The organism is Streptomyces sp. NPDC007991 (assembly GCF_042958445.1).
Classification (GTDB): domain Bacteria; phylum Actinomycetota; class Actinomycetes; order Streptomycetales; family Streptomycetaceae; genus Streptomyces.
In genome coordinates, this window is sequence record NZ_JBIBJD010000005.1 from 310,891 (window position 1) to 335,639 (window position 24,749).

Consider the following 24,749-nt stretch of genomic DNA (forward strand, 5'->3'; position numbering starts at 1 on the left):
AGGAGTCGTCCAAAGGGCCGTGCGGGGAAGGTCCGCGGGTGTGAGCTGCTGCGCAGGCGGCAGTTCAATGGTTTTGGGGCGACGCCCGGAGCCCGGCGAAAACGTGCCGGAAAAAGCAGAACGGACAGTGCGGAAATCCCTTTCGCGCCGCACATTGACGTTCTGTCGAAAGGTCCTGCCCGCCTACGTAATGCACGAAACCGCTAGATCACTTGTTCCCTGTCGCTGGCCTGTGCAAAGGTGTGCCTTGTCGGCGTCCGGACAACACGCCTTTCTTCGCATGCGCAAGGCCACCGGGCCGACATACCCATTGGTATGGACTTTCTTCCGCATGTCCGTGAGAGGAATGCAGCCGTGAACGACGCAGGCCCGTCGAATTCTCCGGGTCCGGCCCGCAGGATCGGCGCGACGGACGAGCAACTGAGCGCCGAGCTCAGGAAGTGGACAGGGGCGACCCCCGCACTTCACCCCGTCGGTGAACTGCTGGACCGGCACTGGGAGGCGGCCTCCGCCTACGCCCGGCTGTGCACCGACGGGTCGCGTTCCGCCGGCATCCTCACCACCGCCGCGTTCACCCGGATCTTCGGCGAAACCCTCCGCCAGACCGGCCCGACCTCCGCCTGGCGGCCCCATCTGCTCGTCACCGTGCGGCGCATCGCCGCCGAGTGGGCCACCGACCACAGACGCGACATGCTCCACCCGGAACTGCTGTCCGGGACCGACGAGGGGAAGCGGGTGGCCGCCCGGCTGCTGCCGCAGCAGCACCGGCGCCTGCTGTCCGGCGCCTTCCAGCGGCTGCCCCAGTCGGCGCGCTGTCTGCTGTGGCACGTCGAGGTCGAGGCCGAACCGCTCGCCGTCCCCGCCGGGCTGCTCGGCCTGGACGCGGAGGGCGCCCGCGTCGAACTGGACCGGGCCCGTGACCGGCTGCGCGAGGAGAGCCTCCAACTGCACCGCGAGCTCGCGCCCGACGAGGAGTGCCGGCGCTATCTCCGCCTGCTCGACGTGACGTACCGGCGGGGCGGCCTCGGCGTCGATCCCGATCTGCGCGCGCACATCCAGGGCTGTGGGCACTGCTCCGCTGCCGCGGACCAGCTCGGCCGGTTCAACCACGGCCTCGGTCTCGCCCTGGCGGAGGCGGTGCTCGGCTGGGGCGGGCTGGAGTACGCGCAGAGCAGACCGGGCGGCGTCGCGCAGAGCGGCGTGACGGACGTCCCGAGGCCCGGCCCGGAGACGGCCGCCGCGGGGATCGGCCTCCCCGCGGATGTGGCCGGCGGGGAGGCCTTCCCCGACCCCGTCGTCCTCGCGGGCATGGCCGGGGAGTCGTTCACCGACCCGGTCGGCACGCCGGCCGCCCTCACGACGGAGAAAACAGCCCACAGCCACGCCGGCTTCCCCGCCCCGCCCGACACCCCGCCGGCCGGTGGAACCACCCCCGGCCCGCGCGCCGCGGGCCCCCGCACCGCGGCCCGCAGATCCGCCCACAAGGCGGCCCGCCGTAGCGCCCGCCGCCGCAACCTCACCGTGAGCATCCTGACCGTCAGCGGCCTGGTCGTCGTCCCGCTGGTCCTGTGGTCCCTCGGCAACTCGGGCGAGGGCCCTCGGCAGGCCGGTGCCGGACGGCCCTCCCAGACGCCCGGCTCCGGTGCGGAAAAGCCGACGGGCGACCCGTCCTGGGTCGGGTCGGGCGACGCCGAGAAGGGTGCGCTGCGCGGCCGGCTGCACAACGTGGACTCGGGGCTGTGCGTCGGCGTCGACGGCGACAAGGCCGTCGACGACGCGGAGGCCGAACTCACCCCCTGCTCCTCGGCCGCCGCCCAGCAGTGGACGTACGAGACCGACGGCCTGCTGCGCAATGTCTCCGCCCCCGGCCTGTGCCTGGACTCGCACCTCGGCTACTCCGTGCGGCTGGCCCCCTGCGTGGGCGAGTCCCAGCCGGAGTCCAAGAACATCCGCTACGACTTCACCCTCCAGGGCGCCCTGGTGCCCCGCTGGAACCAGGATCTCGCCCTGGCTCCGGCCGCGACCGACGGCTCGGGGTCCCTGGTTCTCAAGAACCGGGCGGACGACGCGGACCAGCGCTGGGTGATCGACACCTCCAAGGCGGACCTCCAGATGGAGGCCGTCAACTGGCACGCCGAAGCCCCGGCGCCGCGCCCCACCCCGACACCCACGCCCTCGAAGACGCCCACGGCGACACCGACCCCGCCCGCCACCCCGCCGGCACCGCGTCCGGCCCCGACCGGCACGGCACCCACCGACTCGGGCTGCTCCCGCTACGGTTACCCCTGCGACGGGGGCGGCCAGTACGGCTACCCCGGTTACGGCTACGGGTACCCCGGTTACGGCTACGGCTACGGCGGTTATGGAGGCGGCCGCCGCTGACCGGACGCGCGGCTCAGCCTCCGACGACGCGCAGCGACAGCCACAGCGCCGCCACGGCAGGCACCAGCGCGGCCGGTACCGCGAGCAGCCCGAGCCGGGTGAACTCCCCGACCCCGACCCGATGCCCGTGCCGCTGCACGATCCGCCGCCACAGCAGGGTCGCCAGCGATCCGGCGTAGGTCAGGTTGGGCCCGATGTTCACACCGAGCAGCACCGCCAGCACGGCACCGGGGCCGGCCCCCGCGGTCAGCGGCAGCAGCACCAGGACCGCGGGCAGGTTGTTGATGAGGTTCGCCAGGACGGCGGCCAGCGCGGCCACGCCCAGCAGCGCGAGCAGGCCCGAGCCGTCGGGCAGCACCCGGTGGAGCGCGTCGGCGAGCCCGTGGTCGACGACCGCCCGCACGACGACGCCGAGGGCGAGCACGAACGCCAGGAAGGCGGGGGACGCGGACCGCACCACCGTCAGCGGGGTGGCCCGCCGCCGCAGCAGCGCCCGCCCGGCCAGCACGAGCGCACCGGCCAGGGCCGCCCAGGCCGGTGCGATCCCGAGGGCGGAGGCCACGACGAACCCGGCGAGTGTGCATCCCACGGTGACCAGGGCGAACAGGGGCAGCTCGGGAGGCCGTGCGGGGTCGGGCGCGGGGAGCGGGGCGGTCAGTTCCTCGTCGAAGAAGCGCCGGAACACCAGGTACTCCGCGCCGATCGCCACCAGCCAGGGCAGCGCCATCAGTGCCGCGAACCGGGTGAAACTCAGTCCGCTCGCCGTGAAGGCCAGCAGGTTGGTCAGGTTGGATACGGGCAGCAGCAGCGAGGCGGTGTTCGACAGATGCGCGCACGCGTAGAGGTGCGGCCGGGCCTGGACGCCCATCCGGGTGGCGGTGGCGAGTACCACCGGTGTCAGCAGGACGACGGTGGCGTCCAGACTGAGCACGGCCGTGATGACGGAGGCCAGTGCGAACACCGCGGTCAGCAGCCGCGCGGGCCGCCCCGCCGCCCAGCGGGCCATCCACGCCCCGCACGCCGTGAACAGGCCCTCGACATCACAGAAGTGCGCGAGGACCAGCACGGCCGCGAGGAACCCGACCACGGGTCCCAGCCGCTGGATCTCCTCCCACGCGTGGTCCGGCGAGATCGCTCCGACGGCGACCGCGATCCCGGCGGCCGGAACCGCCAGCACGGCCTCGGGCAGCCCCCGCGGACGGAGCACGGCCCAGACCAGCACGGCGGCCAGCAGCACCACGGACAGGACTTCGGCGAGCGGGGCGTTCAGGGCGGAGTCCTCCGGGGCGTGGTCACAGCGTGCCCGCCCATGAAACCAGGGGTGGGTAAGAGACCTATGAGGGCCCCGGCCTCACGGCCCGCTGCCCGCCTCGAACGCCGTGAGGAACACCGAGGACGCGTTCCCGCCGACCGGCACCTCACCGGCCGTCCACCGCACCTTAAGCGGCTTGCGCTCGTCCGGCGGGGTCACCAGCAGCGCCGCCGGAGTGGCGGCGTGGGCGCCGCTGACCTCGGGGGCGGCGTACCGCAGCCCCGCCCAGGCGCTCCTGCCCGGCGCCAGGGTCACGGTCGCCGGCTCGCCGGGGGTGCGCTTCGGGTCGGGGCCCAGCTGCCGGCCGGACGCGTCTACGAACGCGGCTCCCGGATAGCCGTGCAGGGTGCAGGTGCGCGAGGAGACGTTAGTCAGCACGACCGGGAAGTTGCGCTGCCCGGCCCCCGGATCCATCCGGCCGACCGAGGCACGCAGCTCGGAGGTGTGGCAGCGGGTACCGGTGGCGGCGGCGGGCACCTGCTGTGCGGCGGTCTGCGCACGGTGGTCGGTGCCGCCGCAGGCGGTCAGTGAGCCGAGAGCCGCGAGCGCGCTCGCGAGTACGGCCCCCACGCGTACGGACTGAGATGGTGTGGCCATGCCCTGCGGGTGTCCGCCGCGGCAAAGGGAAAACCGCCGGTGGCACCGGGAGAACGGCGGGCGGCACCGGGAAACCGCGGTCCTCACAGCCCGTCGAGCAGGGCCAGCTCCGCCCAGATCGTCTTGCCCTCGGCGGTGTGCCTGCTGCCCCAGCGCTGGGTGAGCTGGGCGACCAGGAGCAGACCGCGGCCCCCCTCGTCCCAGGTCTTGGCGCGGCGCAGGTGGGGCGCCGTGTGGTTGGTGTCGGACACTTCGCAGATCAGCGTGGACGCGTCGTGGATCAGCCGCAGCCGGATGGGCTGGGCGCCGTAGCGGATGGCGTTGGTGACCAGCTCGCTCACCACCAGTTCCCCGGTGAACGTGGCCTCGGTCAGCCCCCAGCGGTCGAGCTGGTCGACGACCTGCTTGCGGATGGGGGCCACCAGCGCCGGGTCGGCGGGGATGTCCCAGGTCGCCACCTGGGTGGACGGCAGGCCCCGGGTGCGGGCCAGCAGCAGGGCCACGTCGTCGGCGGAGCCGCTCGGCGGGAGCAGGGCGTGCAGCACGCGGTCGCAGATCTCGTCCAGGGAGTCGGAGGGAGCCGACAGGGCCTCGCGGAGCATCCGGTGACTCGCGTCGAGGTCCCGCTCCCGGCTCGCGAGCAGCCCGTCCGTGTGGAACGCCAGGACGCTGCCCTCCCGCAGCTCCACCTCGGCGCTCTCGAACGGCAGCCCCCCGACACCGAGCGGGGGACCGGAGGGCAGGTCGAGCTGCCGGGCCGGGCCGTCCGGCGGCACCAGCAGGGGCTGCGGGTGCCCGGCCCGGGCCAGGGTGCAGCGCCGCGACACGGGGTCGTACACCGCGTACAGGCAGGTCGCGCCCACCTCCCCGGTGCCGGCGTCGACACCGGACTCCTGGGACAGCCGGACGACCAGGTCGTCGAGGTGGGTGAGCAGTTCGTCGGGGGCCAGGTCGATGTCGGCGAGGGTGCGGACGGCGGTGCGCAGCCGGCCCATGGTGGCCGAGGCCTGGATGCCGTGCCCGACGACGTCGCCGACGACCATCGCGACGCGCATCCCGGACAGCGGGATCACGTCGAACCAGTCGCCGCCCACGCCGGAGCGGGTGGCGGGCAGATAGCGGGAGGCCGCCTCCACGGCGGCCGTGCGCGGCAGCGTGCGGGGCAGCAGGCTGCGTTGCAGCGTGAGTGTCGTCTCGCGCTCGCGGGAGTAACGGCGGGCGTTGTCGATGCAGACGGCGGCGCGGGCCGTGACCTCCTCGGCCAGCAGCACGTCGTCGTCGGTGAAGGGCTCGGGGCGCCGGAAGCGGGTGAAGACCGCCACCCCGAGGGTCGAGCCCCTGGCCTGGAGCGGCACGGACATCGTCGAGTGGATGCCGTACTCGCGGATGCGCCGGAACCGCGCCGGGTCCCAGGCCAGCCACTTCTCGAGGTCGCCGCCGTCCGCTGCGGACGCCACGACCGAGCGTCCCATGATGAGCGAGGCGGCCTGCGGGGAGTTCTCCGGATAGACGTCCACCTGCCCTGGCTTGGCCACGGCCTCGGGGCTGCCCGAGTTGACCGACTGGTGGGCGGCCCGGCGCAGGCTCACCGGCGGGAGCGGCGGGCCGGCGGACTCGCCGCCGTGCTCGCGTACGTCGAGCAGGTCGACGCTGACGAAGTCGGCGAGTGCCGGGACGCACACGTCCGCCAGTTCCTGGGCCGTCCGGTTGACGTCGAGGGTGGTGCCGATGCGCACGCTCGCCTCGTTGACCAGCTGGAGCCGCTCCCGCGACCGGTACTGGTCGCTGAAGTCGTGGGCGGTCACGCACACGCCCCGCACCCGGCCCGAGTCGTCGGTCAGTGGGGCGAGCCGGGCCAGCCAGGCGTGCGCACCCCGGCTCTCGCCGCTGGCCTTCATGTACGTCTGCATGTCCTGCCGCCGGCCGGTGCTCAGCACGCGGCGCAGATTCTCCTCCAGCTCCGCGTTCTGCGGCCGGCTGCCGACGTCGGTGGGCCGCAGGCCCCGCAGCCGGTCGGCGGGCAGCCCGAGGAGGTCCGCCATGGCGTCGTTGACGCCGTGCAGCCGCAGCCGCTCATCGAAGATCATCGTGGCGCAGGGCGACTGCGTCAGGGCCGCCCGCATCAGTGGATCGTCCGGCAGCCCCGGGCCGGGGGGCTGAGGAGGCGAGACGGCGAGCCACTCGGTGGCATCGGGGCCGTCCGGCGGTCTGCGGTGGGCGAGCACCCACGCGGAGACCGCGTGCCCGTCGCGGTGACGCAGCGTGAGCATCCCGTTCCAGCGGGAATCGGCGGGCAGGGGCGGCGGGGCCGCTCCGTCGGCCAGCAGCCCGGCGGCCGGGCGGCCCAGGACCTCGGCGGCCGTGTGGCCCAGCAGACGGCGGGCGCCCTCGCTCCACTCGGTGAGCGTGCCGTCGGCGGCGATGACGACACGGGCGGCCATGCCATCGTCGAACGGCTCGTCCGGGCTCATCGTCGCCACTCCATACGGACACTCACAGTGATCAGGGAGGTCGCTTGAGTTCCAGACTAGACCGTGAGCGCCCGACGTGGCCCGGTAACCCCTGTGCCGCCCGACCGTGCAGGGTCAAGGCGCGATTCCGGCCGATGGTGACTCCCGGGCAGAACGACGCCGCCGCACTCTTGACGGCCCGGTGTGACACATCGACAGAATCTGTTTGTTCGCGATCAGTTATGAGTACTTCTGGGCTTTGATGAGGGAGAGCCGCCATGTCGGTCACGCGCAGATCGGTCCTGCTCGCCTCCGCCGCCGCGCCCGCGGCCGGAACACTGCTGGGCGCCCCGGAGGCGTGGGCCGCCGACGCGGCGCGCGGCGCGTCCGGCCGCCGCACCGTCGCACTGCGCGACGGCTGGCGCTTCGCGCTGGTCAACCCGGGCGGCATCACCGACCCGACCGGCGCCTACGCCGACGCGGCCCGGCCCGGCTACGACGACTCCGGGTGGCGTGAGGTCGCGGTCCCGCACGACTGGAGCATCGAGCAGACCCCCACCACCGACCACGGCACCACCAGCGGCACGGGCTTCCTCCCCGGCGGCCTCGGCTGGTACCGCCTCGCCTTCACCCTGCCGCCCGCCCTCGCCGGCAAGCGGATCTCGGTGGAGTTCGACGGCGTCTACATGGACTCCTCGGTCCACTGCAACGGCACCGAGGTGGGTCGCCACCCCTACGGCTACACCGGCTTCGCCTTCGATCTGACCGACCTGGTGCACCCCGACGGCACCACCGAGAACGTGCTCGCGGTCAAGGTCCACAACCGGCTCCCCAGCAGCCGCTGGTACTCGGGCAGCGGCATCTACCGCGAGGCCCGCCTGGTGATCACCGAGCCGGTGCACGTGGCCCGCTGGGGCACCCGTGTCACCACCCCCGAGGTCTCCGCCGAACGGGCCGTCGTCCGGATCGACACGTCGGTCGTCGACGCGTCGGGCGCGGGCGCGGACGTCGAGATCGTCTCCCGGATCGTCGACCCGAAGGGCCGGACGGTCGCCCGCACCTCCTCCACGGCCGCCGTCACCGACGAGCGGACCGAGACCCATGAGCTCACGGTGCGGCGCCCCCAGCTGTGGGACATCGCGGCCCCGCACCGCTACACCCTGCACACCGAGCTGCGCGTCGCCGGCCGGACCACCGACACCTACCGCACGCCCTTCGGCATCCGCACCTTCCGCTTCGACCCGGACGAGGGCTTCTTCCTCAACGGCACCCACCACAAGATCAAGGGCGTCGACCTCCACCACGACCTGGGCGCGCTCGGCGCGGCGGTCAGCAAGGACGCCGTCCGCCGCCAGATGGAGATCATGCGCTCCATGGGCGTCAACGCCCTGCGCACCTCCCACAACCCACCCGCGCCCGAGGTGATCCAGGTCTGCGAGGAACTGGGGATCGTCATGCTGGTGGAGGCGTTCGACTGCTGGCGCACCGGAAAGAACCGGTACGACTACGGCCGGTTCTTCGACGAGTGGTGCGAGAAGGACGCCACCGAGATGGTGCGGGCGGCCCGCAACTCGCCCGCCGTCCTGATGTGGTCCATCGGCAACGAGGTCCCCGACTCCACCTCCACCGCCGGCCTCGCCATGGCCGACCGGATCATCACCGCGATCCGGGCCGCGGACGACACCCGCCCGCTGGTCATCGGCTCCGACAAGTACCGCCGCCTCCCCGCCAAGGGCTCCGCGGCCGACCTGATGCTGGCCAAGCTCGACGGCCTCGGCCTCAACTACAACACCGCGAAGTCGGTCGACCAGCTGCACGCGGCCTACCCGCACCTCTTCCTCTTCGAGTCCGAGTCCTCCTCGGAGACCTCCACGCGGGGCGAGTACCAGGAGCCCGAACACCTCAACACCGGCGAGAACCACACACCCGGACGGCGCGGGACCTCCTCCTACGACAACAACCTCGCCTCCTGGACCATGAGCGGCGAGTACGGCCACAAGAAGGACCGGGACCGCAAGTGGTTCGCCGGGCAGTTCCTGTGGTCGGGCATCGACTACATCGGCGAACCCACGCCCTACGACGTCTTCCCGGTCAAGGCGTCCTTCTTCGGCGCCGTCGACACCGCGGGCTTCCCCAAGGACATGTACTACCTGTTCCAGAGCCAGTGGACCGAGAAGCCGATGGTCCATCTGCTGCCGATGACCTGGAACCACGCCGAGGGCGACACGGTCGAGGTCTGGGCGTACGCGAACGTCGACACCGTCGAGCTGTACCTCAACGGAAAGTCCCTGGGCGTACGGCGGTTCGACACCAAGAAGACCGTCGACGGCCGCACCTACCTGGAGACGACCGAGCCGACCGGCGACGACAAGACCTTCACCGACGGCCCCTACCCCGGCAGTTACACCAGCCCGAACGGCAGCGCCGGCAAGCTCCACCTCACCTGGAAGGTGCCCTATGCGCCGGGTGAGCTGAAGGCGGTCGCGCGGCGGGACGGCAAGGCGGTCGCCACCGACGTGCTGCGCACCGCCGGCGCCCCGCACGCGATACGCCTGACGCCGGACCGCGACTCTCTCGCCGCCGACGGGCGTTCGCTGGTCTTCGTCACCGCCGAGGTGGTCGACCGGCGCGGTGTGGTGGTGCCCGACGCGCAGCACCTGCTCTCCTTCGAGGTGGCGGGCGGCTTTCTCGCCGGGCTCGACAACGGCCGCCAGGAGAGCGCCGAGCGCTACCAGGCGAGCACCCGCACCGCCTTCCACGGCAAGGCCCTCGCCATCGTCCGCTCCGGCACGAGGACGGGCACGGTGAAGGTCACCGCCCGCGCCGACGGCCTGCGCACCGGCACCGCGACCGTACGCGCCGGCCGGGCGGCGGACCGGGCCGAGACCGCCCCGCCCGCCTTCCGGCCGGAGCACCCGGCGCCCGTCGACTACCCGCACGCGGACGCCAGTTACTCCGGCCGCCCGGACACCCTGCCCGCCGCCATGCTCGACGGCGACCCGGCCACCGGCTGGTCCAACGGCTTCTTCAAGCAGGCCACGGCCCTGCTGCCCGCCTTCGACGGCGCCCGCGCCGAGGACTGGGTCACGGTCGACCACGGACGCACCCGCGGCTACGACCGCGTGGACGTCTCCTTCACCGTGGACGCCACGCACAGCCTGCCCGCGGCGATCGAGGTGGCGGTGTGGGACGGCCGGACGTGGCGGGCCGTGCAGGACGCGGCCATCGACTGGGCCACCGCCTCCGACGCCCCGACCGTGATCACCTTCAAGGCCGTCCGGGGCTCCCGGATCCGGCTCACGATGACGAGCCGCCACCCCGACGAGCCCCGGGGCGCGCTCCGCATCAGCCGACTGGAGACCCCGGCCGCCTGAGCCCTCGGGTGCGACGGTCCGGACGGGCGACGAACAGCCAGTCCCGTCCGGACCGTTGACGGGGCGTCACATCAGCCACAACCATGGCGTGCATCCACATCTGGGAGCGCTCCCACGCCGAGCGCCACCCGCACCTCTCCAGAGGAGCCCGGACGTGAAACGACGCAGAACCGCCCTGTTGTCCCTGACGGCCCTGCTGGCGACCGCGCTCACCGCGCTGCCCTCCGCACCGGCCGGGGCCGAAGAGGTCGAGCAGGTCAGGAACGGCACCTTCGACACGACCATGGACCCGTGGTGGGCCACCAGCAACGTCACCGCTGGTCTGTCCGACGGCCGGCTCTGCGCCGACGTCCCCGGCGGCACCACCAACCGCTGGGACGCCGCCGTCGGGCAGAACGACATCACCCTCGTGAAGGGGGAGTCCTACCGCTTCTCCTTCAGCGCCACCGGCACGCCCGCCGGGCACGTCGTACGGGCGATCGTGGGCCTGTCGGTGTCGCCCTACGACACCTACCACGAGGTGACACCGCAGCTCAGCGTCTCCGGCGACACCTACTCCTACACCTTCACCGCGCCCGTCGACACCACCCAGGGCCAGGTCGGCTTCCAGCTCGGCGGCAGCGCGGATCCCTGGCGCTTCTGCATGGACGACGTCTCCCTGCTCGGCGGGGTGACGCCGGAGCCGTACGAGCCCGACACCGGGCCCCGGGTCCGCGTCAACCAGGTCGCCTATCTGCCGGCCGGGCCGAAGAACGCCACCCTGGTCACCGACGCCGCGGCGAAGCTGCCCTGGAAGCTGAAGAACTCCGGCGGGACGGTGGTCGCCCGGGGCACGACCGTGCCGCGCGGCGTCGACGCCTCCTCCGGGCAGAACGTCCACTCGATCGACTTCGGCAAGTACCGCAAGAAGGGCACGGGCCTCACGCTTGTCGCCGACGGCGAGACCAGCCGCCCCTTCGACATCGACGCGAGCGCCTACGAACGGCTCCGGCTGGACTCGGCGAAGTACTACTACACCCAGCGCAGCGGCATCGCGATCCGCGAGGACCTCCGCCCCGGCTACGGCCGCCCGGCAGGCCACGTGGACGTGGCCCCCAACAAGGGCGACAAGGCCGTACCGTGCCAGCCCGGCGTCTGCGACTACACCCTGGACGCGAGCGGCGGCTGGTACGACGCCGGCGACCACGGCAAGTACGTCGTCAACGGCGGCATCTCCACCTGGGAGGTGCTGAGCACCCACGAACGCGCGCTGCACGCCCGCACCGGCGACCCCCGGGGGCTCGGCGACGGCACGCTCGCCATCCCCGAGAGCGGCAACAAGGTCCCCGACATCCTCGACGAGGCCCGCTGGGAGCTGGAGTTCCTGCTCAGGATGCAGGTGCCCGACGGCGAGCCGCTGGCCGGCATGGCCCACCACAAGATGCACGACGAGCAGTGGACCGGACTGCCGCTGCTGCCCAGCGACGACCCGCAGAAGCGCGAACTGCACCCGCCGTCCACCGCCGCCACCCTGAACCTCGCCGCCACGGCCGCGCAGGCGGCCCGCCTCTACCGGCCCTACGACAAGGCGTTCGCCGCCCGGGCGCTGACGGCCGCCCGCAAGGCCTGGTCGGCGGCGCTCGCGCACCCCGACCGCTATGCCTCCGACAGCGACGGTGTCGGCGGTGGCGCCTACGCCGACACCGACGTGACCGACGACTTCTACTGGGCGGCGGCCGAGCTGTATCTCAGCACCGGTGAGAAGCAGTTCGAGGAGTACGTCCTGAAGTCCCCGGTGCACACGGCCGATCTCTTCAAGCCCATCGCCTTCGACTGGGCCCGGACCGGCGCGGCGGGACGGCTCGACCTCGCCACGGTGCCGAACAGGCTGCCCGGCCGGGACAAGGTCCGCCAGTCCGTCGTCAAGGGCGCCGACGGCTACCTGGCCACGCTGAAGGCACAGCCCTACGGCATGCCGTACGCCCCGGACGGCAACCTGTACGACTGGGGCTCCAACCACCAGGTCCTCAACAACGCCGTCGTCCTCGCCACCGCGTACGACATCACCGGCGCCTCGAAGTACCGCGACGGCGCGCTCCAGAGCATGGACTACATCCTGGGCCGCAACGCGCTGAACATCTCCTACGTCACCGGCTACGGCGAGGTCAGCGCCCAGAACCAGCACAGCCGCTGGTACGCCCGCCAGCTCGACCCGAACCTGCCGAACCCGCCGAAGGGCACCCTCGCGGGCGGGCCGAACTCGGGCATCCAGGACCCCTACGCACAGAGCAAACTCCAGGGCTGCGTCGGCCAGTTCTGCTACATCGACGACATCCAGTCCTGGTCGACCAACGAGCACACGATCAACTGGAACGCCGCCCTGACCCGCATGGCCGCCTTCGTGGCGGACCAGGGGTGACGAGGGGGTGACCCGGCCGCGTGCCGGGGGAGTCCACCGACAGGACGCCCCCGGCACGCGCGCGTAGCCTGGTGTCATGCACGCGGTGCGGGTAGCCGGCATCGAGGTCGCCTACGACCGGGTGGGCCGGGGCCCGCCCCTGGTGCTCGTGCACGGCGCCACGACGGACGCCCGCCTGTGGCGCCCACAGCTCGCGGACCTGGCCGACGCGTTCACCGTCGTCGCCTGGGACGAGCCCGGGGCCGGCCGCTCCACCGACGTACCGCCCTCCTTCGCCCTGGCGGACTACGCCCGCTGCCTCGCGGCCGTCATCGAGGACGTGGACCTCGGTCCGGCGCACGTCCTCGGCCTGTCGTGGGGCGGGACCGTGGTGCTGGAGCTCTACCGGCACCACCCCGAGCTCGTCCGGACGCTGCTCCTCGTCGACACCTACGCCGGCTGGAAGGGCTCGCTGCCCGCGTCGGAGGTGCGGTCACGGGTCGAGGGGGCGGAGCGGATGCTCGCCGTCCCGGCCGAGGAGTTCGCGCCGACGATGCCGGCCCTGTTCGCCGGCGAACCACCCGCCGAAGCGGTACGCCTGCTGTCCGTGATGTCGGGCGACACGCGTCCCGAGAGCATGCGGACCGAGCTCACGATCATGGCCGAGGCCGACCAGCGCGACCTGCTGCCCAGGATCGGCGTGCCGACGCTGCTGCTCTGGGGTGAGCTCGACGCGCGCTCGCCGGTGGACCTCGTCGCCCGTCCCCTCCTGGCGGCGATCCCGGAGGCCACCCTGGTCGTGCTGCCCGGCACCGGGCACCTCAGCAACCTGGAGGCCCCGGAGCCGTTCAACCGGACGGTCCGGGAGTTCTGCCGGGCCCATTCCCGAGCATGAGTTCCGCGGGCCCTCCCGGGCCGCCCGACCGCGCTCACGCCGCCTCCCTGGGCAGGTGGGCGAGCTTGTCCGGGTTGGCGACGACGTAGATCCCGCACACCCGGTCGCCCTCCGGGGTGAGGTCCAGGACCAGGACGGCGTAGGGCGCGTCGCCGTCGAACAGCACCGCCGCGTCGTCGCCGTTGACGCGCCGGTAGCGGAACACGGGGTTGTCCGGGCCGCCCCGCCCGGAGGTGAGCAGACGGGCCACCTTGTCCCGGCCGTGCACCGGGCGCAGGCTCGCCGGCCTGCGCTTGCCGCCGGCGTCCGTCCACGCCGTGACGTCCGGCGCGAGGACCTCCATCAGCTCGGCGATGTCCCCGCCGAGCGCCGCCCGCACGAACCGCTCGGTCGCCTCCCGCCGCACCCGCGGATGCGCCTCGTACCGGGGCCGCCGCGCGTTCACGTGCTCCCGGGCCCGGTGCGCCAACTGCCGTACGGCGGCGGGGGAGCGGTCGATGATGCCGGCGATCTCGGCGTGCGGGTAGCCGAACACCTCGCCCAGGACGAACACGGCCCGTTCCAGCGGGGTGAGCGACTCCAGGACGACCAGCATCGCCAGTGACACCGACTCGGAGCGCAGGGCCGGGCCGTCGGCGGTTTCGGCACCCTCGTCGTTCAGCAGGGGCTCGGGCAGCCAGGAGCCCACGTACGTCTCCTGCCGGCGGCTGATCACGGCCCGGCGCCGCAGCGCGTGGTTGACCGCCACCCGGACGAGATAGGCGCGGGGGTTGTCGACGCCGTCCAGGGGAGCGCCCCTGCCGCGGGCCGTCCAGGACAGCCATGTCTCCTGAAGGACGTCCTCGGTGTCGGCGACACTGCCGAGCATGTTGTAGACGACGCCGAAGAGCAGTTCGCGGTGGTCGACGAACACCCCGGTCGCCTCGTCGAGCGGGGCGGCGGTGCCGGGTACGGGGATCTCGGTCATGCGTGGTCCTCCCAGAGACGCGCTCACTCCTACGAGCCGCATGGGGCCCGGAATGTGACATCACACGGTGCGATGTGACGCAGATCTCGGCGAATGGCCAAGGAGGGGGCCCCTTCGGTACCGTCCGCTTAGCTGTCTGACCTGGGAGTATTTACGAGTCAGTACCCGCAGCGGTACCGTGAAGGCATGCCAGCTCTCAACGTGGAGTTCAGCGACCGCGAACTTGAGGACCTGCGGCAGATCGCCAAGGAGCGCGGTACGTCCATGAAGGCTCTCGTGCGGGAGGCCGCCGCCGCCGACATAGCCCGCCACCGGGCCCTCCAGGAGGGCGCGGAGGCCTTCCGCAGGTTCTTCGCGACCCACGCCGACGAGTTCGCCGCCGCCTTCCCGGACGACGAACCGCCCGCCAAGGGCGAGGGACGGGCTGCCTGACCGATGGCACCCGTCCTCCATATCGACGTGCCCTGGCTGCTCCAGCGCCACGAAGAGGTCCTGCCGGACCAGCCCACCGTCAATGACTTCTCCGCGCTGGTGGCCGCGGTCGCCCGGCACCGCGTCGACCCGCCCCGCCTCGGCGTGAACTCCGACCCGGCCTGGCGCGCCGCCGCGCTGCTGCACACCATCACCCTGCTGCGGCCGCTCCCGTCGGCCAACGCCCGCTTCGCATGTGCGACGGCCGTGGCGTACATGTTCGTCAGCGGCGTCGGCATCGATCCGCCCTATGGGGCCCTCGTCGACCTCGCCCGCGACCTGATGTCCGGCACGGCCGACGTCTACGGCGCGGCGGACCGGCTGCGGTCCTGGCAGATCTAAGGGTCGAAAACCGGTGCGAGCAGCGTGTGTTTGTTCCCATTTCCGACGTCCTGTCAATGGGCTTGATGTTGCACCGGCGCCTTGTTGGTCGTGTGAGGGTTGTGCAAGAGTGAAACATACGTGCGGGGGGGAATGACCGAGTGTCGCACGCGATTTGCAGACCGAGTCCGATTCGCCGCTGGTGAATTCGCACCTCCCGCGCCCGTCAAAAAAGGACGCACCAACCGGGCTCCTTTTTCGGCGTCAGGACTTCTGTGTGCCACATGCGCGTGGGAAGGAACCATCTCAGTGCCCACCCCCCACCCCCCTCGTCCCCCGTATCCCCCGCCCGGCGGGGATCCCGGGGAATCCGATGAATCTCTCGCCGCCCGCCTGAGAGGCAGTCCGGAGGGCAACGTCGCCGCCCATTCCGTCGCGCTGCTGATGGCGCGGCACTGGAAGCCGGTGCACGAGTACGCGGTCATCTGTCTCGCCTCGTCGGCGCAGGCCGCCGAGATGGTCACCGGGACCGCCTTCCACCGGACCCTCAATCGCCTCGCCTTCGGCGAGTCGGCCGTCGCGCTGCGCCCGGCGCTTCTCGTGACCGCGCGCGACACGGTCCGGGAGTGGTCCGGCGACGATCGAATAGCCGCCGTACTGCCGGCATTGCAGAAACCGGCCGGAGGGCGCGGGCTGCGCGCGGCCACGTCCATGACGCCCGAGAATCGCGTCCTCGCGGAGCGGGCATTTCAGGCACTTCCCGCAGCCGCGCGCTGTTTGCTCTGGCACGTCGAGGTCGAGGCCGAACCTTTAAGCGTCCCGGCCGCTCTGCTGGGCATGGACACCGACCTCGCGTCGGCCGCAGTCGAACAAGCGCGTACCACATTCCGCGAGGGCTGTGTGCGTGCCCATCATGAACTCGCGCCGACCCAGGATTGCCGCTTCCACAACCGTCTCCTCGACGTGCCGATCCGCCGGGGCGGCGCGCTGCTGCCCGACGTCCAGGAGCATCTGGCGGAGTGCCGTTACTGCCGCAACGCGGCCGAACAACTGAGCCACTTCGAGGGCGGGCTGGGCCCGCTGATCGCCGAGTCGGTGCTCGGCTGGGGCGCCCGCCGCTACCTCGACTCCCGCCCAGGCCGGTCCTCGCACGGCACGCGGGGCTCACGCACGGGCCGGCGCGGGGCGGGGCGCGGTGACGGGCGGCCCGGGGGCGGACGCCACCGCCTGCTCTCCCGGATCCCCGCGCAGGTCCGCCGCGTTCAGGGCGTGCGCCTCCCGGACGCGCTGCGCTCCTCGCGGGCGCTGCTCTCGGGCGTCGGCGCGGTGTCGGCCGGGGTGCTCGCGACCGTGCTCATCATCAGCGCGTCGTCCTACGACGGCGGCCAGGCCGACCCGGCCGGCTCCAACAGCGCCGCCGGCGGCAACGGCGCCGGGTCCGCGACCCCGCCCGACACGGCCGTGCTGCCCACGGCACCGGGCGTGACGCGGTTGCGCAACGCCGGTGCCGACCTGTGCCTCGATGTCCGGGACCTGCCGAAGGAGGGCTCGGGGACCGAGCTGGCCAAGTGCTCGGCGGCATGGACCCAGCAGTGGACGTACGAGAACGACGGGGTGCTGCGCAGCGTCGCCGATCCCGGCCTGTGCCTGGACTCGCACAAGGACGCCGGCGTCGTCGTCCTCGGCACCTGCGCCGAGGAGGACGCCGAGCGGGCCGACGACGTGCGCTACGACCTCACCGTGCAAGGGCAGTTGCTGCCCCGCTGGGACGAGCAGCTCGCCCTCGCGCCCATCGACGACGCCCCCGGCGCCGACATCGTCGTCAAGGTCCGCGACCGCTCCGACGCACAGCGCTGGCAGGCCGAGCCCGTGCCGACGGCGGCGGGCTCCCTGTCGATCGAGGAGCAGGCGGGGCCGGCGGCCCGGCATGTGACCCTGCCCCACGGCCGGACGGCGTGACCACGGGCCCAGGCGCCTGAGCGGGGCTGCGCGGCGCACGCGTCGCGCAGCCCCGCTGGTCATGCCGGGTCCTCGATGAGGTCGGCGGGACCGATCGTGCCCGGCGTGGCATGGCCCGACAGGGCGAGGGTCAGGTCGAGTTCGGCCAGCAGGCAGCGGATGACGTGCTCGACGCCCGAGCGGCCGTCGAGACCCAGACCGTAGACGTACGGGCGGCCGACGAGGACGGCGCGGGCGCCCAGGGCGAGTGCCTTGAAGATGTCGTCGCCGGTGCGGACACCGCTGTCGAAGAGGACGGTGAGCCGGTCGCCGACGGCCTCCGCGACGCGGGGCAGCGCGTCGGCCGCCGCGACGGACCCGGCCACCTGGCGCCCGCCGTGATTGGAGACGACGACGCCGTCCATGCCCGCCGCCGCGGCCTGCCGGGCGTCGTCCGGGTGCAGCACGCCCTTGAGGACGATCGGGCCGTCCCAGTTCTCCCGGAGGAACTCAAGGTCCGGCCAGGTCTTCGCCGGGTCGGCGAACATCCCGACGAAGTGCGCCACGGCCGCGTTCGGATCCTCCTGCACCGGCTTGGCCAGACCCGCCTGGAAAGCCGGGTCCGAGAAGTAGTTGGCCGTGCCCACGCCGTGCAGGAACGGCAGATACGCCTGGTCGAGATCGCGGGGCCGCCATGCCAGCAGCGGCGTGTCCAGGGTGACCACGAGGACGCTGAACCCGGCCGCCTTCGCCCGGGTCAGGAAACTCCGGGCGACCTCCGGGTCCCTGGGCCAGTACAGCTGGAACCACCGCTCGGCGTCGCCCATCGCCTCGGCGACCTGCTCCATGGGTGTGCTCGACGCGGACGACAGAACGAAGGGCACGCCCTGCGCGGCGGCCGCCCGGGCCGCGGCGGACTCGGCGTCCGGGTGCATGATCGACAGCACGCCGACCGGGGCCAGCGCCAGCGGGGCCGGCAGGGCACGGCCCAGCACCTCCACCGACAGGTCCCGTTCGTGCACGTCCCGCAGCATGCGCGGCACGATCCGACGACGCTGCAGGGCCGCCCGGTTGGCGCGGGCCGTGCTGCCGGTGCCCGCGCTGCCCGCCACATAGCCGACCGGGCCGGGCCCGAGCCGCTGCTCGGTCAGCTCCTCCAGCCGGGTCAGATCGGTGGGCAGCCGCGGTACGGCACCCGTCATCCCGTTCAGATAGATCTCGTACTGGAAGTCCGCCCAGTGCTTGCCCACCGTACGCAGCCGCCTCTCGTCGTCTCCTCGTCGAGACCGTGCTCCACGGCAGACGATACCGAGCGGTATGCGCGGCGCCGGGTCAGGGGCGGGCCCCCGCCGCGTCCAGGAGGCGGGCGAGGGCCCGCGGCTGCGAGAACATCGGCCAGTGGCCGGTGTCCAGCTCCACCAGCTCCCAGCTGTCCCTCTTGAGCAGCTCGGCCACCGCCGGCATCGGCTCGTCCCCGTCGAGGAGGCACTTCACATACGTCGCCGGAAGCTCGCCCAAGGGACGGGTGAGCACGGCCGGTTCGGTGAGGGTGGTACCCGGATGCGGCGTCGAACCGCCGACGAACCGCGCGATCTGCTCGTCCGTCAGCCCCTGCCCCGCGCAGTCCGGCGCGCCGAGCGGCGGCCAGCACCCCTCGTGCTCGGCGATCGACCGCCGTACGTGGTCGCTCGGCCAGCCGGACAGGAATGACTCCCCGTTCACCGGCACGTTCGCGTCGACGAACACCACGCGCCGCAACCGGTCCCCGATGCGCTCGGCGGCCTGCCCCACCGGTATGCCCGCGTAGCTGTGCCCCACGAGGACGACGTCGCGCAGGCCGAGGCGCTCCACCTCGTCGACGATGTCCCGCACGTGCGTCTGCTGCCCGGCCGGTTCACCCTGCTTCTCGGCGAGGCCCGAGAGCGTCAGCGGATGGACGTCATGCCCGGCGCCACGCAGCTCCGCGGCCACCTCGTCCCACGCCCACGCCCCGAGCCACGCCCCCGCCACCAGTACGAAGTTGGTCATGCCGGCAACCTAGCCGAAGGGTCTGACAACGCCCCCTCGGCGCCGGGCCCGGTGATCGGCGGCACCGGCACCTCGACGGTCCTGGCCAGCCGCGCGCCCTCGGGCCCGTACACCGCCCGGGGTTCGGGGAACAGCCACAGCAGCGTCAGGAACAGCACCGCCGCCACCACCAGCGACAGCGGCAGACTGATGTCGACGCCGCCGGCGAGACCGCCCAGCGGGCCGACGAACTGCCCGGGGATGTCGGTGAAGAGGACGCCGAGCAGCGCCGCCACCCACCAGGCGGTCATGCCCCGCCAGTTCCAGCCGTGCGCGAACCAGTAACGGCCCCCGCGCTGACGCCGGTTGAAGACCTGGAGCGCCTCCGGGTCGTACCAGCCGCGCCGCGTCCAGTAGCCCAGCATCATCACGACCATCCACGGCGTGGTGCAGGTGATGATCACCGTGGCGAAGGCGGAGATGGACCGCACGAGGTCGAGCCCGAACCGTCCGGCGAAGACGAACCCGACCGACAACGCGCCGATCAGTAGTGTCGCCTGGACCCGGGACAGCCTCGGGAACACCGACGAGAAGTCGAGTCCGGTCCCGTACAGCGCCGTCGTGCCCGTCGCCATGCCGCCGATCAGCGCGAGCAGGCACACCGGCAGGAAGAACCAGCCCGGCGAGATGGCGAGCAGCCCGCCCACGAAGTCGGGGGCCGCCGGATCGACGTACCGCGGCGCCTGGCGCGCGATGATGCTCGCCGTCGTCAGGCCGAACAGGAACGGCAGCAGCGTCGCGAGCTGCGACAGGAACGCGGCCCCCATCACCTTCCGGCGCGAGGTGCTCGCCGGGATGTAGCGCGACCAGTCGCCGAGGAACGCCCCGAACGACACCGGGTTCGACAGCACGATCAGCGCCGCCCCGATGAACGACGGCCAGAACGCGGCCGTCGTCGCCGCGTCCGCCGAGTCGGTGAAGACGCCCGCGTACGAGGGGTCGAAGTCCCCCGCGAACGCCACGGCGCCGAGCAGGAACAGCGCGCTCGCCGACGTCACCGCGATCTTGTTGACGAACAGCATGAAACGGAAGCCGTAGACGCACACCCAGAGGACCAGCACCGCGAACAGCGCGTACGCGACGGCGTAGGACAGGTCGCTCCGGGCGAGGCCGAAGAGCCGGTGGGCGCCGCCGACCAGGGCGTCGCCGGAGCTCCACACCGAGAGGGAGAAGAACGCCACAGCTGTCAGCAGGGACAGGAAGGAGCCGACCACACGGCCGTGCACGCCCAGGTGCGCGGACGACGACACGGCGTTGTTGGTGCCGTTGACCGGGCCGAACACCGCCATCGGGCACAGGATCAGCGCGCCCGCGAGGACCCCGAGGAGCGTCGCCGCGAGGCCCTGCCAGAAGGAGAGGCCGAACAGGATCGGGAAGGCGCCGAGGACGCAGGTGGAGAAGGTGTTGGCGCCGCCGAAGGCGAGCCGGAACAGGTCCAGCGGGGTGGCGGTGCGCTCGGCGTCGGGGATGCGGTCGATACCGTGGGCCTCGACCTCCGTCAGGGACGGGACAGGCGCGGCGGGGGAGGGGAGGTCGGCGCCCGGGGGACGTTCGGCCTGCGAGGACAAGAGGGCTCCAGCGGGGACGGGTCGGCGGAGCGCGGGGTGGCGCGGCGGCGGGGCGGACGGCCGCTCGCCGGCGCCGGGGTGTGCGGCGGCGCGCGGAAGCCGTCCTCTGGGGTTGTGCCGACCGTAGGACGGCGCAGGTGATCTACGCCAGAGGACGGTTCATCCATTTTCCGCGTTGCCGGTGGATGGATCCTCCACTCTTGGGTCACTCCTCGTCAGGTGTGGGCGGCGCGTGGTCCGGCTCCGCGTCCGGGCCCTGGGCGCGCACCCGTTGCACGTGTTCCAGGGAGTCGCGCAGCTCCGCGAGCCAGTCGTCGGTGTGGCGCTGGACCAGGCGTACGCACCAGGCCAGCGCATCGCTGCGGCTGCGCGCGACGCCGCCGGCGATCAGGGTGTCCAGGACCTGGCGCTCGGGCTGGCGCAGCCGCGTCATGACGGGCGCGGCCACGTGCGTGAAGAGCGATCGCCGCCCGCCGCACTCCACACCCCAGGACACCTTCCGGCGGAACCGGTGCTCGGCTTCCCGGGCCACGGCCATCCGGTCCTCACGCGTGCGTTCCCGGAACTCCTGCACCCGGCTCTCCAAGGCCGCGTCCCGCTCGGCGGCCGGGGCGTCCTCGGCCAGCCGGGGTGCGGGGATGCGGCCGATGACGGTGATCTCCTCGCGGTCGACCGTGATCTCGGTCAGTTCCTCGAAGAGGTCGTCGGGGAGGCGGCCGGCGAACCAGCCGCGTAGCTTCTCTCGCTGCTCTGTCGTAATCATGTAATGACGATTACTCGGCCAGAGCATGAACACAAGGGGCAACAAAGCAGTCGGCTGAGAGCGGAACCGGAATGTTTCAGGCCGATTGACGAGCGTGCGGGAATCGGCCATCTGGCCGCTTCGCACCACCGCGCACCGTGCGGTTACGGGCTTCACGCGGGCGGATTCCGTAACTTCACGCCACTGATTCAACACGCAAGGTTACTGAAACCCGTGGGGTCGATGTGTGCTTCGGCGACGGACTCGGCAGACTCGCGTTCGCCGTCCCGGGCACCGACCGAGCACGGGCCGGCACACCCTGTAATCGAGCGGAAGGATGCACACAATGCGGAACACCGCGCGCTGGGCCACGATCCTCGGACTGACGGCCACCGCCGTCTGCGGACCCCTCACCGGGGCCGCCCTCGCCACTCCGGGTCAGGCCCCCACCGCGCTCTACGCCCCGTCGGCCCTCGTTCTCACGATGGGTCACGGTGAGAGCGCGGCCGCCGCGACCCCGGAACGCGCGGTCACCCTGACCTGTGCCCCGACGCCCTCCGGCACGCACCCGGTCGCCGGCTCCGCCTGCGCGCAGCTGCGCGGCGTCGGCGGCGACATCCGCGCCCTGACCGCGAGGGACGGCGTGATGTGCACCAAGCAGTACGACCCGGTGGTCGTCACCGTCGACGGTGTCTGGCAGGGCCAGAGGGTCTCGTACGAGCGCACCTTCTCCAACGAGTGCGTGAAGAACGCCTACGGTTCCGGCGTCTTCGCGTTCTGAGAGACCGGGATCGCGCCGTTCCCGTGAGGTACGGCGGTTCGAGGCTGGGGAGCCGGGCCGCTGACGCGGGGACCTGCGATCTCGCACAAGGGGGCCGGCGGGCGGAGTGGGGCCGCCTGCCGGCCCCTGGGCTCACCGGCCATCGCGCACCGGTCTCAGACCCGGTCGCGGTGGCTCGTGTCGCACCACGGATAGCGGCGGCTGCGGCGGCAGGTGCACAGGGCCACGCGGAAGCGGTCCGAGGTGACGACGGAACCGTCCTCCAGCTCCACCTCCACCGGGCCCTCCAGCAGCAGCGGACCCTTGCGCTGGACCGTGACGCGGCGCGGCGCCGTGGACCGGTCAGATGTTGAGCGGTCAGACGTGGACCGGTCAGACGTGGACCGGTCAGACGTGGACCGGTCAGACGTGGACCGGTCAGACGTGGACCGGTCAGACGTGGACCGGTCAGACGTGGATCGGTCAGACGGGGAGTTCGGCACGGACGACCACCAGCTCTTCCTTGTCCTCGGCGGCGGGCAGCAGCCCCCGCTCCCGCAGCCAGCGCTCCCGGCCCCGCAGCACCGGGCCGAACGCGATCCGCCGCCGGCGCGTCACCGCGGCCTTCAGGCCGGACGCGCGCAGACACCCCACGGTCAGATCCGGGCCGCTGAGCGCGGACTGCACCAGCAGCAGCACCCCGCCCGGACGCAGCAGGTCAGGCGCCTCCCGGCAGATCCGGTCCACGACCAGCCGTCCGTCGTCGCCCGCGTCCCACGCCCGGGCCGCGCCCCGCGGCCGTCCGGTGCCGCCCGGCGCGGGCACGTACGGCGGATTGGCCAGAATCAGGTCGAAGGACTCGCCACGCACCGGATCGAAGAGGTTCCCGCGCCGTAGACGGATCGGCAGTCCCGACCGGGCGGCGTTCAGCCGCGCGGCCCACACCGCCCTCCGCGAGACGTCCACGGCGGTCACCCGGAAGCCCTGGCGCGCGGCCTCCAGGGCCAGGGCGCCGCTGCCGGTGCCGACGTCCAGTACCTCCGCGCTCGGCGGCAACGGCTCGTCGGCCAGGGCACCGGCCAGCAGCTCGGTGTCCTCCTGCGGGGCGTACACGCCCGGGGGTACCAGTGGGTTCACCGCGCTCGGGTACCCGGCTATTCAGGAGATATGGGATATTTCACGGTCAAGCGGTGCACGCAGCGACGAACGTGACGCGCGCCAGTCGGCGAGCAGCCGGGCGCCGAAGCGGTCCTCGGTGAACCCGGTGGCGTCGATCCCGAACGCGACGTCCGCGGCCAGTTGCGGCTCCTCCTCCAGCAGGCCGCCGATGACGTCGTGGCGCACCACCTGCTCGTGGACCGCGTCGGCCTCGACGTGCTCGTCGTAGAAGTGCTCGGCCGCCGGCCCGGCGCCGGTGCGGCGCATCGCCTCGGCGAGCCGCCGCGAACCCGGCGACGAGGTGATCTCGACCGTCGCGAAATGGCCGACCAGGGCGCCCCTGAGCGCCCGGTGCAGGCCGAAGAGGGACATGAGGTTCACCGTGACCAGGGCCTCGGCACAGGCCGCGTCGACGTAGCGGCCGTACGTGGTGTCCAGGCCCAGGTCCGTCATCAGGCCGGCGAACAGCCGGGCGTGCACACGGTCGGCTCGGCCGCCGCCCCACTCGTCGAACTCCACCGCCGCCATCCCCGCCTTCGCCCGGCCCCACAGCCGCGGCAGCACCCAGGCGTGCGGGTCGGCCTCCTTGAGGTGGTACAGGGAGCGCTGGGCCGCGTACTCGCGCAGGTGCCACAGCTCGCCCTCGTCGCGCAGGAAGTGGCTCACGCCCGTGCCGTCGACGGGCTCGACCAGGAGGTCCGCGAGCGCCTCCGTCACGCTGTCGTGCACCCGGGCGTCGGCGCGCAGGGCGGACAGGAAGCGGTGTTCCAGAGCCGCCCGGGTGCGCAGCAGCTCGGGGTCCCACTCGCGGTCGGGGGACACCCCCGCGAACCCGCGGTAGTGCAGCTCGTAGCACAGGTACAGGGCCAGCTGGAGATCCTCGCCGTACACCGCGGCCCGGGCGACGTCCTCGAGACGGGGCAGCCGGCCCGCGCCCCGCAGGTATGCCTCGACGCCCCCGCTCAGCGGGCCGCGCGGGGCGGGCAGTCCTGGTGCTCCGCGGTCGTGCTCCATGCCCGCCGGGTACCCGGCCGGCGACCGGAGTCACCTACCCGCGTAGCTCCCGCGGGAAGGGACTCCGGCACGCCGTGAAGGGGCCGCGGCGGGTCCCTTCGCTCAGTCGCCGTGGGACTCCTCCTGGGCGCGCGGGTTGGGGGTGATGGCCTCTCCGGCCTCGCCCCGGTGGCGTCGCTGCTCGGCGGAGTCCTCGGTGCGGTTCTCCGCCTCCTCGATCTCGCGCAGGACCTCCTCCAGCGCCGTCTCGGGCTTCTTGTCGGAGCTGTCGTGGTTGTCGTCCTGGGACACGGGGGTCTCCTTCCTGCGTTCGGTGCGTTCGGTGCGTCCGTTGCCGTCCGGCCTTCCGGGCTTCC

At 72.6% G+C, this 24,749-nt stretch carries 20 protein-coding genes; 8 read left to right on the forward strand and 12 right to left on the reverse strand.

The window, feature by feature from the left end; translation table 11 throughout:
* Positions 1–354: 354 nt before the first annotated feature.
* On the forward strand, positions 355–2,382 hold the full coding sequence (locus tag ACFZDA_RS16065) for a ricin-type beta-trefoil lectin domain protein (protein ID WP_391080908.1): 2,028 nt from the start codon (positions 355–357) through the stop codon (positions 2,380–2,382).
* A gap of 13 nt (positions 2,383–2,395) precedes the next feature.
* Here ACFZDA_RS16065 and ACFZDA_RS16070 read toward each other — a convergent pair whose 3' ends face one another.
* The 3 genes from ACFZDA_RS16070 to ACFZDA_RS16080 form a co-directional block, all read right to left on the reverse strand.
* Complete coding sequence (locus ACFZDA_RS16070; protein WP_391081716.1) at positions 2,396–3,652, reverse strand: SLC13 family permease; 1,257 nt, start codon at positions 3,650–3,652, stop codon at positions 2,396–2,398.
* 81 nt (positions 3,653–3,733) lie between these two features.
* Positions 3,734–4,291 carry a DUF4232 domain-containing protein gene (locus ACFZDA_RS16075; RefSeq protein WP_391080911.1) on the reverse strand — a complete coding sequence of 186 codons (558 nt, stop codon included), beginning with the start codon at positions 4,289–4,291 and terminating at the stop codon, positions 3,734–3,736.
* A gap of 83 nt (positions 4,292–4,374) precedes the next feature.
* Positions 4,375–6,762 (reverse strand): SpoIIE family protein phosphatase, encoded by a 2,388-nt coding sequence (locus ACFZDA_RS16080; protein WP_391080913.1) that lies wholly within the window; start codon positions 6,760–6,762, stop codon positions 4,375–4,377.
* Positions 6,763–7,019: 257 nt separating this feature from the next.
* On the opposite strand from ACFZDA_RS16080, the gene ACFZDA_RS16085 reads away from it, so the two are divergent.
* The 3 genes from ACFZDA_RS16085 (at position 7,020) to ACFZDA_RS16095 (ending at position 13,387) form a co-directional block, all read left to right on the forward strand.
* A complete protein-coding gene (locus ACFZDA_RS16085) occupies positions 7,020–10,115 on the forward strand; it encodes a glycoside hydrolase family 2 TIM barrel-domain containing protein (RefSeq protein WP_391080916.1) in 3,096 nt (1,031 codons plus the stop codon).
* 154 nt (positions 10,116–10,269) lie between these two features.
* Entirely contained in the window at positions 10,270–12,513 is a 2,244-nt protein-coding gene (locus tag ACFZDA_RS16090; RefSeq protein ID WP_391080919.1) for a glycoside hydrolase family 9 protein, read from the forward strand.
* Positions 12,514–12,589: 76 nt separating this feature from the next.
* On the forward strand, positions 12,590–13,387 hold the full coding sequence (locus ACFZDA_RS16095) for an alpha/beta fold hydrolase (protein ID WP_391080922.1): 798 nt from the start codon (positions 12,590–12,592) through the stop codon (positions 13,385–13,387).
* A gap of 34 nt (positions 13,388–13,421) precedes the next feature.
* On the opposite strand, the gene ACFZDA_RS16100 is transcribed toward ACFZDA_RS16095, so the two are convergent.
* Entirely contained in the window at positions 13,422–14,354 is a 933-nt protein-coding gene (locus tag ACFZDA_RS16100) for a sigma-70 family RNA polymerase sigma factor (RefSeq protein ID WP_391080925.1), read from the reverse strand.
* Between the two features lie 186 nt (positions 14,355–14,540).
* Between ACFZDA_RS16100 and ACFZDA_RS16105 the strand changes: the two genes are divergently transcribed.
* From ACFZDA_RS16105 to ACFZDA_RS16115, 3 genes are all read left to right on the forward strand, one after another.
* Complete coding sequence (locus ACFZDA_RS16105) at positions 14,541–14,786, forward strand: hypothetical protein (protein ID WP_030845137.1); 246 nt, start codon at positions 14,541–14,543, stop codon at positions 14,784–14,786.
* A 3-nt stretch (positions 14,787–14,789) separates the two neighbouring features.
* The gene (locus tag ACFZDA_RS16110; RefSeq protein WP_391080928.1) at positions 14,790–15,167 is read left to right on the forward strand and encodes a toxin Doc; all 378 of its coding nucleotides are present in this window, start codon (positions 14,790–14,792) and stop codon (positions 15,165–15,167) included.
* Positions 15,168–15,455: 288 nt separating this feature from the next.
* Complete coding sequence (locus tag ACFZDA_RS16115; protein ID WP_391080930.1) at positions 15,456–17,105, forward strand: ricin-type beta-trefoil lectin domain protein; 1,650 nt, start codon at positions 15,456–15,458, stop codon at positions 17,103–17,105.
* A 59-nt stretch (positions 17,106–17,164) separates the two neighbouring features.
* Here the strand turns inward: ACFZDA_RS16115 and ACFZDA_RS16120 are convergent, their stop codons facing one another.
* The 4 genes from ACFZDA_RS16120 to ACFZDA_RS16135 all read right to left on the reverse strand — a co-directional run bounded on the left by ACFZDA_RS16120 (position 17,165) and on the right by ACFZDA_RS16135 (position 21,482).
* The gene (locus ACFZDA_RS16120) at positions 17,165–18,334 is read right to left on the reverse strand and encodes an alpha-hydroxy-acid oxidizing protein (protein WP_391080933.1); all 1,170 of its coding nucleotides are present in this window, start codon (positions 18,332–18,334) and stop codon (positions 17,165–17,167) included.
* Positions 18,335–18,416: 82 nt separating this feature from the next.
* Complete coding sequence (locus ACFZDA_RS16125; RefSeq protein WP_391080936.1) at positions 18,417–19,112, reverse strand: alpha/beta fold hydrolase; 696 nt, start codon at positions 19,110–19,112, stop codon at positions 18,417–18,419.
* Positions 19,109–20,719 (reverse strand): cytosine permease, encoded by a 1,611-nt coding sequence (locus ACFZDA_RS16130; protein WP_391080939.1) that lies wholly within the window; start codon positions 20,717–20,719, stop codon positions 19,109–19,111. The genes ACFZDA_RS16125 and ACFZDA_RS16130 overlap by 4 nt, the downstream gene beginning before the upstream one ends.
* Positions 20,720–20,924: 205 nt before the next feature.
* Positions 20,925–21,482, reverse strand: coding sequence for a hypothetical protein (locus tag ACFZDA_RS16135; protein ID WP_391080942.1), 558 nt, complete (start codon positions 21,480–21,482; stop codon positions 20,925–20,927).
* A gap of 325 nt (positions 21,483–21,807) precedes the next feature.
* Between ACFZDA_RS16135 and ACFZDA_RS16140 the strand changes: the two genes are divergently transcribed.
* Positions 21,808–22,242 (forward strand): protease inhibitor, encoded by a 435-nt coding sequence (locus tag ACFZDA_RS16140; protein WP_391080945.1) that lies wholly within the window; start codon positions 21,808–21,810, stop codon positions 22,240–22,242.
* Between the two features lie 155 nt (positions 22,243–22,397).
* Here the strand turns inward: ACFZDA_RS16140 and ACFZDA_RS16145 are convergent, their stop codons facing one another.
* From ACFZDA_RS16145 to ACFZDA_RS16160, 4 genes are all read right to left on the reverse strand, one after another.
* The gene (locus ACFZDA_RS16145) at positions 22,398–22,538 is read right to left on the reverse strand and encodes a CDGSH iron-sulfur domain-containing protein (RefSeq protein WP_391081719.1); all 141 of its coding nucleotides are present in this window, start codon (positions 22,536–22,538) and stop codon (positions 22,398–22,400) included.
* Between the two features lie 166 nt (positions 22,539–22,704).
* Positions 22,705–23,334, reverse strand: coding sequence for a HemK2/MTQ2 family protein methyltransferase (locus tag ACFZDA_RS16150; protein ID WP_391081721.1), 630 nt, complete (start codon positions 23,332–23,334; stop codon positions 22,705–22,707).
* A 45-nt stretch (positions 23,335–23,379) separates the two neighbouring features.
* Positions 23,380–24,393, reverse strand: coding sequence for an iron-containing redox enzyme family protein (locus ACFZDA_RS16155; protein WP_391080948.1), 1,014 nt, complete (start codon positions 24,391–24,393; stop codon positions 23,380–23,382).
* 102 nt (positions 24,394–24,495) lie between these two features.
* Positions 24,496–24,684 carry a hypothetical protein gene (locus ACFZDA_RS16160; protein ID WP_391080951.1) on the reverse strand — a complete coding sequence of 63 codons (189 nt, stop codon included), beginning with the start codon at positions 24,682–24,684 and terminating at the stop codon, positions 24,496–24,498.
* Positions 24,685–24,749 lie beyond the last annotated feature (65 nt).